The organism is Paucibacter sp. JuS9, from assembly GCF_044043925.2.
In the GTDB taxonomy this organism is placed as follows: Bacteria; Pseudomonadota; Gammaproteobacteria; order Burkholderiales; family Burkholderiaceae_C; genus JAUASW01.
The window spans coordinates 1,733,703-1,748,723 of the sequence record NZ_CP194172.1 but is presented as its reverse complement, the minus strand read 5'-3'; the positions used below and the strand labels follow the sequence as shown (position 1 = coordinate 1,748,723).

At 67.1% G+C, this 15,021-nt stretch carries 12 protein-coding genes; 9 read left to right on the top strand and 3 right to left on the bottom strand.

What is annotated here, in order from left to right; all coding sequences use genetic code 11:
- Positions 1 to 83: 83 nt before the first annotated feature.
- Both ABT392_RS07730 and ABT392_RS07725 read right to left on the bottom strand, forming a co-directional pair.
- Positions 84 to 3,425: a S41 family peptidase gene (locus ABT392_RS07730; protein WP_464970946.1), complete on the bottom strand. Its 3,342-nt coding sequence runs from the start codon at positions 3,423 to 3,425 to the stop codon at positions 84 to 86.
- A complete protein-coding gene (locus ABT392_RS07725) occupies positions 3,422 to 4,078 on the bottom strand; it encodes a DedA family protein (RefSeq protein WP_334276813.1) in 657 nt (218 codons plus the stop codon). Before ABT392_RS07725 ends, ABT392_RS07730 begins: the two co-directional genes overlap by 4 nt.
- Before the next feature lie 135 nt (positions 4,079 to 4,213).
- Here ABT392_RS07725 and ABT392_RS07720 point away from each other — a divergent pair, with 135 nt between their 5' ends.
- From ABT392_RS07720 to ABT392_RS07680, 9 genes are all read left to right on the top strand, one after another.
- Complete coding sequence (locus tag ABT392_RS07720; protein ID WP_395386128.1) at positions 4,214 to 5,035, top strand: alpha/beta fold hydrolase; 822 nt, start codon at positions 4,214 to 4,216, stop codon at positions 5,033 to 5,035.
- Between the two features lie 34 nt (positions 5,036 to 5,069).
- Complete coding sequence (mutL, locus tag ABT392_RS07715) at positions 5,070 to 6,926, top strand: DNA mismatch repair endonuclease MutL (protein WP_464970945.1); 1,857 nt, start codon at positions 5,070 to 5,072, stop codon at positions 6,924 to 6,926.
- Positions 6,927 to 6,940: 14 nt separating this feature from the next.
- Positions 6,941 to 7,732, top strand: coding sequence for a substrate-binding periplasmic protein (locus ABT392_RS07710; protein ID WP_395386129.1), 792 nt, complete (start codon positions 6,941 to 6,943; stop codon positions 7,730 to 7,732).
- A 36-nt stretch (positions 7,733 to 7,768) separates the two neighbouring features.
- Entirely contained in the window at positions 7,769 to 9,010 is a 1,242-nt protein-coding gene (locus ABT392_RS07705) for a pseudouridine synthase (protein WP_395386130.1), read from the top strand.
- Positions 9,011 to 9,071: 61 nt separating this feature from the next.
- A complete protein-coding gene (miaA, locus tag ABT392_RS07700; protein WP_395386131.1) occupies positions 9,072 to 10,028 on the top strand; it encodes a tRNA (adenosine(37)-N6)-dimethylallyltransferase MiaA in 957 nt (318 codons plus the stop codon).
- The gene (locus ABT392_RS07695; RefSeq protein WP_395386132.1) at positions 10,012 to 10,671 is read left to right on the top strand and encodes an ABC transporter ATP-binding protein; all 660 of its coding nucleotides are present in this window, start codon (positions 10,012 to 10,014) and stop codon (positions 10,669 to 10,671) included. The genes miaA and ABT392_RS07695 overlap by 17 nt, the downstream gene beginning before the upstream one ends.
- The gene (locus tag ABT392_RS07690; protein WP_395386133.1) at positions 10,668 to 13,154 is read left to right on the top strand and encodes an FtsX-like permease family protein; all 2,487 of its coding nucleotides are present in this window, start codon (positions 10,668 to 10,670) and stop codon (positions 13,152 to 13,154) included. The genes ABT392_RS07695 and ABT392_RS07690 overlap by 4 nt, the downstream gene beginning before the upstream one ends.
- Positions 13,154 to 13,714 (top strand): lipocalin-like domain-containing protein, encoded by a 561-nt coding sequence (locus ABT392_RS07685; protein WP_464970944.1) that lies wholly within the window; start codon positions 13,154 to 13,156, stop codon positions 13,712 to 13,714. The genes ABT392_RS07690 and ABT392_RS07685 overlap by 1 nt, the downstream gene beginning before the upstream one ends.
- Complete coding sequence (locus ABT392_RS07680) at positions 13,680 to 14,189, top strand: lipocalin family protein (RefSeq protein ID WP_464970943.1); 510 nt, start codon at positions 13,680 to 13,682, stop codon at positions 14,187 to 14,189. Before ABT392_RS07685 ends, ABT392_RS07680 begins: the two co-directional genes overlap by 35 nt.
- On the opposite strand, the gene ABT392_RS07675 is transcribed toward ABT392_RS07680, so the two are convergent.
- The gene (locus ABT392_RS07675) at positions 14,190 to 14,999 is read right to left on the bottom strand and encodes a GGDEF domain-containing protein (RefSeq protein ID WP_395386135.1); all 810 of its coding nucleotides are present in this window, start codon (positions 14,997 to 14,999) and stop codon (positions 14,190 to 14,192) included. It lies immediately after the preceding gene.
- Positions 15,000 to 15,021 lie beyond the last annotated feature (22 nt).

Here is a 15,021-nt window from a genome sequence, read left to right as displayed (position 1 = left end):
CCGACCGGCTCTGCAGCCAGCCGGGCCGGTCTCGCCGAACCGCTCGGATGTTGCGCCCGATCTGATCTCAGGCGCGCGTCAGGTCACTTGCCCAATGTCGCCGGTGCGGGCGGCACATGGCGCTGGATCGGCTTCCAGCTTTCCAGGCGCTTCATGACGTTGGCAATCGCCGCGTCCAGTTGGGTGTCCTGGCCCTTGTTGACGGCTGCCGGGTCGAGTTCGACATCGATGTCCGGTGCCACGCCTTCGTTCTCGATCCGCCATTCACCTTCCGGCGTATAGAAGCGGAAGTACGGCACGACCAGCGAGCCACCGTCGATCAGGTTGGGGTTGATCGCGATGCCGATCAGGCCGCCCCAGGTGCGCTTGCCGATCAGCGGCCCCAGGCCCACGCGCTTGAAGGCGTAGGGCATGAAGTCACCGCCGGAGCCGGCGTCCTGGTCGATCAGCATGGCCTTGGGGCCGTAGATGGCGCCGCCGGGCGTGTCGAAGACCATGCCGTCGCGGTCCTTCCAGCTCGACAGGTAGGGCCGGCTCAGGAGCTCGGTCACGTAGTTGGCCGCCTGGCCGCCGCCGTTGCGACGGTCGTCGACGATCAACGCCTGCTTGTCCACTTGCGCAAAGAACATGCGGTTGAACGAGCGGAAGCCACCGGTGCCGGTGTCGGGCATGTAGACATAGGCCACCTTGCCGCCCGATTTCTGCTGCACGTACTGCTGGTTGCGCTCGATCCAGTCCCACTGGCGCAGCGCGGCTTCATTGGCTATGGGCTCCACCACCACGTCGCGGCTGCCCTTGCCGCTGGCGTCGCTGGCCACCGTCAGGCTCACCTGCTTGCCGACCAGGTTCTCCAGGCGCGAGTACAGGTTCTGCTTGGCATCCACCGGGTGGCCGTTGACGGCCAGGATGAACTCGCCCGCCTTCACGCTCACGCCCGGCATCGCCAGCGGCGCCTTCATGAAGGGGCTCCAGCGGTCGCCAGCCAGCACCTTGGTGACCTTGTAGCGGCCGTTCTCCACTGCGAAATCGGCGCCCAGCAAGCCCACGCTGACCGTCGGCTCCGAATGCTGGTCACCACCGCCAACGCGGTTGTGCGCCACCTGCAGCTCGCCGATCATCTCGACCAGCAGATCATTCAGGTCTTCGCGGCGTTGCACATGCGAGAGCTGCGGCAGATAGCGTTTATAGATGGCGTCCCAGTCCAGGCCATGCAGGCCGGCGTCGTAGAAGTACTCCTTCTCCATCCACCAGGTTTCATCGAAGATCTGCTTCCATTCGGCGCGCAGGTCGACCTTGGTGCGCAGGCCCGACAGGTCGATGGGCTTGGGATCCAGCTTCTCCTTGGCGTCCGAGATGTCTAGCTTGCCGCGCGAGCCTTGCAGCAGGATTTTCTTGCCGTCGGCGCTCAGGCTGTAGCCGTTGAGGCCGGTGCGTACCGACACGGCCTTGCGCTCCTCGAAGTCGAAGCGATAGAGCTCGCTGTTGGCATCGCCCTGCGCGGCCGGCAGCTCGTTGCTGATGCCGGGCTGGCGGCGCTCCATGTAGAACAGCGCGCCGTCGGCTGCGACAGCCAGGCTGTCGTAGGCGCGCTCGGCCACGGGCAGCGCCACGATGCGCTGCTGCAGGCCTTCGACGTCGATGCGAACCGGCTTGAGCTTCTCGGCCGGTTTTTCATCCTTCTTGTCGTCTTTCTTGTCGCCCGGCTTGGCAGCAGGAACGGAGGCCGCAGGCTCGGCCTTCTTGGGCTCGTCCTTCTTGCCCTCTTCATCGCCCGCCTTGGGAGGCAGCGGCGACTTGCCATCGCTGGCCAGCACGGCGGCATAGATGCCCGAGCGCACCGAGCGTTCCTGCGTCGACATGTCCAGGCCGACCAGCGTCGGGCCGGCGTTGATCGAAGCCGTGAAGTAGAGGTAGTCGCCCTTGCTCGAAAAAGCCGGGTCGTCCGCATGGCTCAGGCCGTCGCTGACCGGGATCTGCTTGCCGGTCTGCAGGTCGGCGATGCGCACCTGGCTGAAGGCGTTGGCAATCGTCACGGCGTAGGCCAGGTAGCGGCTGTCCGGCGAGAACACGGCATTGAAGCTGCCGCGGCGGCGCAGGCTGCTGTCGATCTTGTTCAGCTGGCCACGCTTGGGGCCCTCCGCCAGCGACACCGTGTACAAGTTCAGATGGTTGTCTTCGATGACCAGCGTCTGGCCATTGGGCGACCAGTCGCGCAGCGAGAAGTAGCCGCTCTTGGGCAACGGCAGCACCTCGGGCTTGCCGGCGCCGGTCTGGCTTTGCAGCACGATCTGGTGCTGCATGCCCGGCGCATCGGAGATGTAGGCCACACGCAGGCCGTCGGGGCTCCACAGCGCGTCTTTCTCGCGCACGCCAGACGTTTCGGTCAGGTTGCGCACCGAGCCGTCCTTGACCGGCACGGTGAACACATCGCCACGGGCACTGACCACCACACGCTTGCCGGTGGCGGAGAGCTGCGCGGAGGTGAGGTTGCGGCCGGCATCCTTCCACTGCGTGCGGGCCTGTACCGAACCGGTGTTGATGCTGACGTTGATGTCGCGGGCAGCACCGCCGTCCAGGTTCAGTTCCTTGAGGCGGCCACCGACTTCATAGACGACCGTGCGGCCATGGGATTCGACGCTCTTCACGTCCCAGACGGTTTCCTTGGTCAGCTGACGCAAGGCCTTGGTCTTCGAGTTGTAGGCGAACAGATTGGCGGCGCCGTCGTTGCGGTCGGAGATGAATACCACCTCGTCACCGGCCCAGACCGGGTTGGTGTCGCTGGCGTTGACGTGCGGAATCTGTTCCCACTGGTTGGTGGCGGGGTCGATGATCCAGACCGGCGGCGTCGTGCCGCCACGGCTCTGGCGCCAGCCGGCCGTGCCGACATAGGCCTGGCGGTAGGGGCGATAGGCCAGCTTCTTGCCATCCGGCGACCAGTTGCCTTCAAAGGCCACAGCCTCCATCAGCTTGCGCTCGAAGCCGCCATGGGCGTCGATCTCGAACAGCTGGTTGCTGCGGTTGTTGGCCACTTCGCGCGGGGATGCGAAAAGCACGCGCTTGCCGTCCCTGCTCCAGCCGCTGACGACGTCGGCCGACGGATGCCAGGTCAGGCGCTGTGGCTGGCCGCCTTCGGTCGACATCACATAGACGTCGGTATTGCCGTCGTAGCTGGCCGAGAAGGCGATGCTCTTGCCGTCCGGCGAGAAATGCGGCGAGAACTCGGCCGCGGCATGCGTGGTCAGGCGGCGCGGGTTGCCGCCGTCGCGGGCTGCTATCCACAGGTCGCCTGCGTAGACGAAGGCCAGTTGCGTGGCCGAGATGGCAGGCTGGCGCAAGAGTCGGGTCGATTCGTCGGCGGCATGCGCAGCGGATGCTGCGCCGGCCAGGGTCAGCGCGGCTGCCAGTGCGGAAAGACGGAACATCATGCAGTCTCCTTGTTGGGGCTGCGCAGCTTGGATCTCAAGCCGCCGCCGATTGCAATCAGGCCAGGAAGGATGATCATGGCCCAGATGATTTTCTCGAGGTTGGCCTGCACCCACGGCACATTGCCGAAGAGATAGCCGGCCATCGTCAGGCTGACCACCCAGAGCAGGCCGCCGCTGATGTCGTAGAAGGTGAACTTGCTGCGCGTCATCTGCGCCACGCCGGCCACGAAGGGCGCGAAAGTGCGCACGAAGGGCATGAAGCGCGCAATCACGATGGTGATGCCGCCATGCCGCTCGTAGAACTCATGAGCCCGGTCGAAGGCCTTGCGGTTGAAGAAGCGTGAGTCTTCCCACTGGAAGACCTTGGGGCCGAAGTAGCGTCCCAGCGCATAGTTGCTCTGGTTGCCGGCCACGGCGGCAACGCTCATCAGCCCGATCGAGAGGCCGAGGTCCATGAGGCCCGTGCCGCACATGGCGCCGACGATGAAGAGCAGCGAGTCGCCCGGGAGGAAGGGCATCACCACCACGCCGGTCTCGACGAAGATGATCAGGAACAGCAGCGCATAGATCCAGACGCCATGGGCGGCCACGAAGGTGGCGAGATGCTTGTCCACATGGACAACGAAATCGATCAGAAGGGCAATGAATTCCATGGCGGCGCATTATGCGGGCGGCCCCGGGCCAGCGGCATGCCGGACCTGAAAACAATCGAATGGCATGGGCGCATCCGACCGCCACAATGAGCTGGCAATCACAGCCCAGCCCTCCCGCCCCTGCAAGAAGCCCCCATGAACGCCTTCTCCTGGATCCAAGTTCCCGGCGCCCGCCTGCCCTGCGTGCTGCTGCGCCATGCCAGCTCGACCTTGCCGCCGCTGGTCTTCCTGCACGCCGGTGTGACCGACCACCGGTTGTGGCAGGAGCAACTGGCCGCTTTCGCTGCCGAGCGCACCGTGCTGGCCTACGACCGCCGCGGCTACGGCCGGGCCGAGATCGAGTTGTCCGGCCCCTTCTCTCACCTGCAAGACCTGTGGGCCGTGATGGATGCCCTGGACATCGAGCAGGCCGTGCTCGTGGGCTGCTCGCTGGGCGGCCGCCTCGCACTGGAAGCGGCCCTGGATCGGCCGGCCCGGGTTGCCGGGCTTTTCCTGGTAGCGCCGGCCATGACCGGCGGCCCGGCGCCCGAGCTGACCGAAACCGAAACCCGCCTGGATGAAGACATCGATGCGGCCGAAGCCTCGTGCGACCTGAAGCGCACCAATGAAGCGCTGGCGGCACTCTGGCTTGATGGGCCGACCAGCCCCGCAGGCCGCGTCGGCGGCGCGGCCCGCGAGCTGTTTCTGGACATGGACGAGCTGATGCTGCGCGCCGCCAAGCCTGGCACGGCCATCGAGGCACCAGCGATCTGGCCCCGCCTGGAGCAGGTGCAGGCGCCCACGCAAGTGCTCTGGGGTGACCTGGACCTGGCCTACTTCAAGCCCCGCTGCGAAGCCATGGTGGCCCGGATTCCCGATGCCAGCCGCACGGTGATGCGCGGCGTTGCGCACCTGCCCTCGCTGGAGGCCGCACCGGCCTTCAATGCGGCGCTGGCGGGCTTTCTGGCGAGCTTGTGAGGCTACGGCGGCCGCCTTCCTACAATGCGGCCCCATGGATCTGTCTTCTCCTGCACCGCGCCGCGCGATCCGCGAACTTCCCGATGAACTGATCAGCCAGATCGCCGCCGGTGAGGTGGTGGAGCGCCCTGCCTCGGTGGTGCGAGAGCTGGTGGACAACGCGCTGGACGCCGGCGCCACGCAGATCCAGGTCAAGTTGATGGCAGGCGGCGTGCGCGCCATCGTTGTCGAAGACGATGGCCTGGGCATTCCGTCCGAAGAGCTGCCGCTGGCACTGCGGCGGCATGCGACCAGCAAGATCCGAAGTCTCGAGGAGCTGGAGTCGGTCGGCACCATGGGTTTTCGCGGCGAGGCGCTGGCGGCCATCGCTTCGGTCTCCGAGATGGCGATTGCCAGCCGCAGCGAAGGCGCGGCCCATGCCCATCGCATCGATGCCCGCTCCGGCGAGCTGGCACCAGCCGCCCGAGCGCGCGGCACCAGTGTCGAGGTGCGCGAGCTGTTCTTCAGCACGCCGGCACGCCGCAAGTTCCTGAAGACCGATGCCACCGAGCTGGCTCATTGCGTGGAAGCGGTGCGCCGCCATGCCTTGGCGCGACCGGACGTGGGCTTTGCGGTCTGGCACGAGGGCAAGTTGGTCGAGCAATGGCGCGCCGGCACCGCCGAACAGCGCGTGGCCGATGTGCTGGGTCAGGAGTTCGTCGCCGAGAGCCGCGAGGTGGCTGGCGGCGCTGGGCCTCTGCGCATCCATGGCCGCGCCGGCCTGCCTGAGGCCTCGCGCAGCCGCGCCGACATGCAGTACGTCTACGTCAACGGACGCTTCGTGCGCGACAAGCTGATCAATCACGGCGTCCGCTCGGCCTACGAGGATGTGCTGCATGGCCATCGCCAGCCCTGCTATTTGCTCTTCCTGGAAATCGACCCCAGCCTGGTGGACGTGAACGTGCACCCGACCAAGATCGAGGTGCGCTTCCGCGATGGCCGCGAGCTGCATCAGCGCGTCCGCTATGCGGTGCAGGATGCGCTGGCGGTGTCGCGTGCGGCAGAGGCTGTGACGGCAAACTCGATCCAGGCCGCTCAGCAAGCGGCGGCCGATGCGCCGGGCTTCCGCCCTTCGCCAGGCAATCCGCCAGCCTGGTTCGGAGCTGCGAAAACCGCCTCGGAGGCTCCTGCACCCGCCTACATGCCAAGCTGGCGCAGCAACACACAGGTCTCCCTGGGCCTGGCCGAGGCGCAGGCGCTCTATGCGCCCGAAACACCGTTGCCGACGGCACCTGCTGCTTCGGCGCCCAGCGCCCTGCCCTCGCACGACTGGCCGCTGGGCCGCGCGGTGGCGCAGATCCAGGGCGTCTACATCCTGGCCGAGAACGCCCAGGGCCTGATCATTGTCGACATGCACGCGGCTCATGAGCGCGTGGTCTATGAGCGGCTCAAGGCCTCGCTCGGCGCGGCGGCCATCGAGTCGCAACCCTTGCTGATTCCGGTCACTTTTGCTGCCACGGCGCAGGAAATCGCCACGGCCGAAGCGCAGGCCGAAGGCCTGCTGCGCCTGGGGCTGGACGTGGCGCCGCTGTCCAGCAAGGTGCTCGCAGTGCGTGCCCGCCCGGCCGCGCTGGCGGGCGGCGACGTTGTCGAACTGACGCGAGGCGTGCTGGCCGAACTGGCCCAGTTCGACGCGAGCCAGGCCATTGAGCGCGCCCAGCACGAGATCCTCGCCACCATGGCCTGCCATGGCGCTGTTCGCGCCAATCGGCAGCTCACCCTGGACGAAATGAATGCATTGCTGCGCGACATGGAGCGCACCGAGCGGGCCGACCAATGCAACCATGGACGGCCGACCTGGCGGCAGCTCACAATGCGCGAACTGGACGCGCTATTCCTGCGCGGCCGTTGATCGCGGGAGGCGCAATGATCCGCCGCAGAGCGTTAAGCCTTGCTGGAATTGCCTGCAGCATGACGGGATGGGCTGCTGCCACGCCGGAGCGGACCATTCGGATATGTGGCGTTGAGCTGCCGCCGCTGATCATGGCCACGCCTTACGGTTCAACCGGTGTCGTCACTGACATCGTCCTGCAGGCTTGCCAGCGTGCAGAGCTTCGGGCGAGTGTCGAAGTCGTTCCATGGGCGCGCGGCTTCGCCGCCCTCAAGAGCGGCGACTGCGACGCCCTGATTCCGACTATTCGCTCTTCAGAGCGAGAAGCGCTCTTCGACTTTCCGTCCGAGCCAATCTATCGTTCAGAGATGGCGCTTTTTGGTTCGATTGGAAAGATGCCTGCGGGCTTCAGTGGCAAGCTGTCCGAGCTGTTGTCCTATCGCTTTGTCAGATTGAAGGGTGCCCTGTTCGCGCCGGAGTTCGACCGCGCGGTCCAGGAAGGACGCCTGCATTGCGAAGAGGCCCTCAGCTTTGCCGCAGCCCTTCGCATGGTCGACGTCGGACGTGTGGATTTCGCGGCAGTGCCCAAACTTGCCGGCCTGCAGATCATTGCTGCAGAAGGCCTGACTGCGCACCTGCAGGTCCTGGAGCCAGCGCTGTTTGTGCAGCCGTTCTATATTGCACTCGCACGCCGACCCGATCTGGCTGGTGTGCGGCAACGGCTCGATGAGCAATTGCGCCGCATGGCGTCAGACGGCTCATCTCAGGCCATCGAGGATGACTACCGACGTCGCAAATGGATGCCCGTAAATCCACGCAAGCCCTGAGGGCATGATCCAATACGGTCTCACAAGAGAGTCCGAATGGCCACCCTGAAACTGAACAAGAAGCCCGCCCCACGCAAGACCAATGCGGAAGGTGAGAAGCGCGCACCGCTGCGCGGCAAGGGCGTGTCGCGCCCCCGCCAGACCCTCGAACAGGTGCAAGCCGAGCGCAAGGCCTTCGAGCAGCGCCGCGCGGAAGAACGGGGCCCCGGCGAAGAACGCGGGCCGGCGCGTGCCGCCCGGCCACCCCGAGCGGCTGCGCCCGGTGAGCGCCCGGCACGTTCGGCTGACCGGGCACCCAAGCCTTCCGGCGGCTTCCGCCGCGAAGAGCAGCAAGGGCAGCAAGGGCAGCATCGCAATGATGGTCGGCCGGCGCCACGTGGCGATGCACCGCCGGCTCGTCGCGACCAGCGCCGCAATACGGGCCCGCGCATTGACCAGCCGCCCGGCCAGCCCTATGGCAAGCTAAACGGCCAGCAAACAACCCCACCGCGCCAGCGGCGCGAAGCTGTCGAGCCGCCGCCCGAGGGCGAACGCCTGTCCAAGCGCATGGGCGAATTGGGGCTGGCCTCGCGCCGCGAAGCCGACGAATGGATCGAAGCCGGCTGGGTGCGCGTGGACGGCAAGATGGCCCACCTGGGTCAGCGCGTGCTGCCCGACGCCAAGATCGAAATCGACGAGGCCGCGCATCAGCAGCAGGCCACGCGCGTGACCATCCTGCTGCACAAGCCCATCGGTTATGTGTCGGGACAGGCTGAAGATGGCTACGAGCCGGCCTCCGTGCTCGTCAAGCAGGAAACCCATTGGGGCGAAGACACCTCGGGCATCAAGTTCCACCCCGGCCAATTGCGTGGCCTGGCACCCGCCGGCCGCCTGGACATCGACTCAACCGGTCTCCTGGTGCTGACGCAGGACGGCCGCATCGCCAAGGCGCTGATCGGCGAGGACTCGCTGGTCGAGAAGGAGTACCTGGTACGGGTCGAATACGTCGGCCGCAACGGCGTGAAGAGCGCCGAAGGCTTCAGCGAGCAAGACCTGGCCCTCTTGCGCCATGGCCTGGAGCTCGACGGCGTGCAGTTGAAACCGGCCAACGTCAGCTGGGCCAATGAAGACCAGCTGCGCTTCGTGCTGCGCGAGGGCCGCAAGCGCCAGATCCGCCGCATGTGCGAGCTGGTCGGCCTCAAGGTCGTGGGCCTGAAGCGCGTGCGCATTGGGCGCATTCCGCTCGGCAAGTTGCCGGTCGGTGAATGGCGCTACCTGACGCCTTGGGAACGGTTCTGATGAACAAGGGTGGAGCCCCCAGACCTGTCGCCTCGCGCCAGGCCCCCCGCGGGGGCGCGAAGTGAACTTGGGAGCGGCCCGGCGTTCACTTCAACCCGTTTGCCTGGCCGGCCCCACCGGCTGCGGCAAGACAGCTGCAGCGCTGAAGATTGCCCAGTACCTGCCCGTCGAGATCATCAGCGTCGATTCGGCCCTGGTGTATCGAGGCATGGACATCGGCACAGCCAAGCCGACCCCGGCCGAGCTGGCGGCCGTGCCGCATCACCTGATCGACATTCTCGACCCGCTGGAGTCCTATTCGGCCGCCGAGTTTGCGAGCAGTGCCAAGCAATTGGCCGACGAGATCATCGCTCGCGGCAAGCTGCCATTGCTGGTGGGCGGCACCATGCTCTATTTCAAGGCCTTGTTCGATGGGCTCTCGGCGCTGCCCCAGGCCGATGCCGAGCTGCGTATACAGCTGGACGAAGAGGCCGCGCAGATCGGCTGGCCGGCGATGCATGCCAAGCTGGCGGCCATCGACCCCGCAACCGCCGCACGCCTCGCGCCGAACGATGCGCAACGCATCCAGCGCGCTCTGGAGGTCTGGCATTTGAGCGGCAAGACCATGTCGGCCCTGCACGCCGAACCGCAGCGCAGCGCCGGTGTCGACTGGCCCTTGCTCTCGCTGGAGCCCCAAGATCGCGGCTGGCTGCACAAGCGGCTGGACCAGCGCTTTGAGCAGATGCTGGCCGATGGCCTGATTGACGAGGTCAAGGCCTTGCGAGTGCGCGGTGACCTGTCTTTGGACCTGCCCTCGATGCGCTGCGTCGGCTACCGCCAGACCTGGGAAGCGCTGGACAGCGGCGACTTCAAGGACCTCAGCGCCCGGGGCAGCGCTGCCACGCGGCAGCTGGCCAAGCGACAGGTCACCTGGCTGCGCAGCATGCCGCAACGCCAGGTAATCGACTGCCAGCATCCCGACGCGGCCCTGCATGTGCTGGCCGCCCTGCAAAAGCTTCTCGATGCCAGCCCTGCTTGAAGCCCGAGGCCTTTCCAGGAGCTATGGCGAGACGCCCGTGTTCAGCGGTCTGTCTCTGCGGCTGGCTCCACGTGAACTGGTGGCGCTGCTGGGTGAATCGGGCTGCGGCAAGTCGACATTGCTGAACTGCCTGGCCGGCCTGGACAGGCCGGACGCGGGTCAGGTCTTGTTGGAAGGCATTGATATCCACGAACTGAGCGAGCCAGCGCAGGCCAGGCTGCGGCGCGAGCGCCTGGGCTTCGTGTTCCAGGCCTTTCATGTCTTGCCGCATCTGGATGTGGCCGGCAATGTCGGTCTGCCCCTGCTTCTGCAGGGCAAGGAAGATCCGACTCGATTGGCCGAGATGCTCGCGGCCGTCGGCCTCCTGGACCTCGCCTCACGCATGCCGCGCCAGCTCTCCGGTGGTCAATTGCAGCGCGTTGCCATTGCCCGTGCCTTGATTCATAGGCCGGCCCTGGTGCTGGCCGATGAGCCGACCGGCAATCTCGACCCCCGGCATGCCGACGGCGTGCTGGAGCTGCTGCGCCAGCAATGCCGTGAACAAGGAGCGGCTTGCCTGCTGGTGACGCATTCCGAGCGCGCCGCCGCATTGGCGGACCGTCGCCTGCAGCTTGGCGAGGCCGGTCTGGAAGCGCTCCTGTGACCTGGCTGCGCTGGTTGCGACAACTCTCGCTGCCGGCGCTGCGCCACCAGGCCGGGCGGCAGCTGCTCGCCTTGCTGGCCGTGATGCTGGGTGTCGCCCTGCCCTATGCCGTCCATCTGATCAATGCCGCTGCCTTGGGCGAATTTGCCGCTGCGGCGCGCAGCATCGAAGGCCAGCCCGACCTGATCCTGAGCCGCCAGGGCGGCACGCTGGACCTCGCCTTGTTCGAGCGTATCGCCGCCATGCCCGAGGTGCTGGTGGCGGCGCCGCAGGTCGAGGCCGCGGTGCAGATGCGCGGCGCCGACGGCAAGGTGCATGGCCTGCGGCTGCTGGGCATCGACGCCCTGGCCGCCACGACCCTGAGCCCCGACCTGCTGGCCCGCCCACCTGCGGATGAATCGCCCTTGCAGCTGTGGCTCGATCCGCAGCGCCTGCACCTGAACCGCGCTGCGGCGCAGCTGCTTGATGAGCAGCAGGCCCTGATCGAACTGCGGCACACGCAGGGCTTGCAACTGCAGACAACTCGCCTGCAGCGCGGCGGGCAGGTCGAGGCCGGTGGCGGACCGTTGGCGGTGATCGACATCGCTGGCGCGCAAGTCCTGCTGGGCCGCATGACGCTGGATCAGATTGCCTTGCGCCTGCAGGCGGGTGTGACGGCCGAGCAATTCCTGACGCAGGCAACCCTGCCAAGCGGCGTTCGCGCGGTGCCGCCCAGCGATGCCGGCGCCCGCCTCGCCAGCATGACGCAGGCCTACCGCGTCAATCTCGGCGTGCTCTCATTGATGGCCCTGTTCACCGGCAGCTTCCTGGTGTTCGCCGTCGTCTCGTTGTCGGTGGCGCAGCGTCAGCCCCAATTGGCCTTGCTGGGTGTGCTGGGCCTGTCCGGACGCGAACGAGCGGGCCTCGTGATGGCAGAAGCCGCGCTGCTGGGCCTGCTGGGCAGCGGTCTGGGTTTGTTGCTGGGTTGGGAGCTGCATGCCACCGTATTGAAGCTGCTGGGCGGCGACCTCGGTGCGACCCTGGGCATCAGCCGTGTTCGCGGCGCCCAACTTGAGCAGTTGCCTCTGCTGGTCTTCGGCCTGCTCGGCTTCATCGTCTGCCTGCTCGCAGCTGCAGCGCCGGCCCTGGCCGTGCGCGAAATGCCGGTGGCCCAGGTGCTCAAGGGCCTGGGCGGCGCGCCCTTGCGGCACTGGCCGTTCTGGCTGGGCCCCGGGCTCCTGCTGCTCGCCATGCCGCTGGCCCTGGCACCGCCGTGGCACGAGATGTCGCTCGGCGCCTATGCCGCCATGCTCTTGCTCTTGCTGGGCGGCATGCTGAGCCTGCCGCAGGCCTTGGCGCTCCTGCTGAAGCGACCAGGTGGCCGTGCGCTGGCACAGCTGGCCAGGGCACGGCTGCGCGAGCACAGCGGCGACGCGCTGCAGACTCTCTCTGGCGTGCTGGTGGCGCTGGCCTTGTCGGTGGCGATGCTGGTGATGGTGGGCAGCTTCCGTGAATCCCTGCAGCAATGGCTGACGCAGATGCTGCCGGCCGAGCTCTATCTGCGCAGCGGCTTGCGAGGCGGCGCCGTGCTGACACCGGAACTGGTGGCAGCGATCCAGCAGAGCCCTTTGATCGAACGCAACGAGCCGCAGCGAAGCGCGCGTGCCTGGCATGCCGACACCGGGCAAGAGGTCGCGCTGCAGGCCCGAGCGTTCGATCCAGCCGCCCTGCCCCTGGTCGGCGCATGGCAGAAGGTGGACAGGACGGCCGTCTACATCAACGAGGCCATGCGCGATGAGTGGCGCCTGCAAGCGGGCCAGGGCATCAGCCTGCGCTTGATGGGTGGCGCACGGCTGGACGGCCGGGTGGCCGGCATCTGGCGCGACTACAGCCGGCAGACACCGGCGCTGCTCCTGCCTCTGAGTGACTACCGCCGCGTCAGCGGCGATCTGGCGGTCAGTGAGCTGCTGCTCTGGCCCAAGCCTGGCGCAGAAAAGGTGACCGAGCATCTGCGTTCGCTGACACCTCAGGCTGAAGACATCGAGATTGCGAGCGCCTCCGACCTGCGCTCGCTGTCCCTGCGCATCTTCGACCGCAGCTTCGTGTTGACACACGGCTTGCAGGCCGTGGCGCTGGCCATCGGCCTGTTCGGGATTGCCGCCAGCCAGTCGGCCCAGACCCTGGCTCGGCGGCGCGAGTTCGGCCTCCTGCGCCACCTGGGCCTGGCGCGTGGCGACATCCTGCGCCTGCTGCTGCGCGAAGCGGCCTTGCTGGCCGCCTGCGGCACCGCGCTGGGCCTGCTATTGGGGCTCGCCATAAGCGCCGTGCTCGTGTGGGTCCTGAACCCGCAGAGCTTTCACTGGAGCATGGAGATGCACATCCCCTGGCTGCGACTGCTCGGCCTGCTGGCCGCCGTGTTCTTGACAGCGATTGCGGCCGCATTGCTGGCCGGGCGGCAGGCGCTGTCGGCGGATGCAGTGCAATCGGTCAAGGAGGACTGGTGATGATGATCGGTCGCCGTGCCCTCCTGCTGGCCGCATTGCCGGGCCAGGCCTCGGGCCTTCAGTACCCGCGTGACCATGGCTCGCATCCTGACGAGGCGATCGAATGGTGGTACCTCACCGGCTTGGTCGGCGCTGACCCGAAGGCGCCGGACTATGGCTATCAGCTGACGTTTTTCCGCATCCGCGGTCCCGTGCATGAGGCGCATGCCAGCCCGTTTGCGGCGCATCAACTTCTGCTGGCGCACGCCGCCTTGAGCGATCTGAAGGCCCAGCGCCTGCAGCATGACCAGCGGCTGGCCCGCGTCGGCTTCGAGCATGTGCGAGCGAGCGCTGGCGACAGCGACCTGCAACTGAGCGACTGGACACTGAAGCGCGGTGACGAGGGCTACCAGGCCCGCTTCGCCAGCGCCACGGCAGGATTCAGCCTGGCACTCGATCTGCGAACAACGCAGGCGCCGCTGCAACAAGGCGAACAAGGCCTGTTCTCGCAAGTCGGAGCAGACCTTCAGCCACTACTACAGCCAGGTGCAACTGCAAACGCGCGGACATCTGCAGATTGAAGGGCGCAAGCTGGCGCTGCAAGGCCGTTCCTGGCTGGACCATGAATGGAGCGGGCAGCTGCTGCCGAGCGAAGCCGTCGGCTGGGATTGGCTGGGCATCAATCTGGAGGACGGTGGCGCGCTCACCGCATTTCGCCTGCGCCGCGCCGACGGCAGCACGCTTTGGAGCGGCGGCAGCTGGCGCAGCGCCGACGGCAAGCTGCGCAATTTCACGAACGGCGAGTTGCGCTTCACGCCGTCCCGCCACTGGCGCAGCGATCTCAGCAATGCGCGCTATCCGGTCCTGTGGCAGATCGACTCGCCGCTCGGCGAACTGAGCTTGGCTGGTCTGTTCGACGCGCAGGAAGTCGACGCACGGCGCAGCACCGGCATGGTCTATTGGGAAGGCGCGGCTCGCTTGAGTGATCGCCAGGGCCGCCAGTTGGGCCTGGGCTACCTGGAAATGACCGGCTATGCCGGCAAGATGCGGCTGTGATCAGCCCTTGATGACGCGCGGCCGCGAAGGCAGCAGATCGGCATCGGCGCGCACGCAGTTGCGGCCGGCGCTCATCGCCTCGCGCAAAGCGGCTTCGGTGGCCTGCACCAGTTGCTGCAAAGCGACGTGCTGCTCCTGCAGGGCCGCCACGCCGAGGCTGGCGGTGCACTGCAGTATCTGGCCCTGCCATTCAAAACCGAGGCGCTCGGTGCGCTCGCGCAGCCGCTCGGCGACATCAAGTGCGCCCAGGGGATCGGTGTCGGGCAACAGCACGATGAAGCGGTCATCGTCAAAGCGAGCCAGCAGGTCGGGTTGACGCAACTGGGCCTGCGCACTCTCGGCCAGGCTGCGCAGGAGCAGCTCGCCGCAGCGCTGGCCGAAGCGGCCCTGGATCTGGGCGAAATGGTCCAGCTGCAGGAGCACCAGCGCGCACGGCCTTTGGTAGCGCCGCGCAGCCGACATTTCACGCTCGGCCGCATGCAGGAAGTGGCGGCGGTCGCACACGCCTGTTGCCGGGTCGAGAGTTCCTTGCCGGCCCAGCAGGCGCATGGCCCTGTCCAGCGGGTCGGCCAGACCAAGCACCAGGGCGCTGGCAGCCATAGCGCAGAGCAGCGAACCCACGCCACCCAGCAAGGCGGCGGTGCCCGGCGCCACACCGAGCGGCACGCTCAACAAGAGCGTCAGGCCCATGCCTGGCAGCCACAGTGCAGCGAACAGGACAGCCCAGACCAGGCCCGCGCCGTAGCGGCGCCGCAACTCGGCCAGCTTCTGCAGCCAGCGCGGATGGTCGGGCGTGATGTGGGACGACATGGGGCGGCGCGTGACCCGGGGG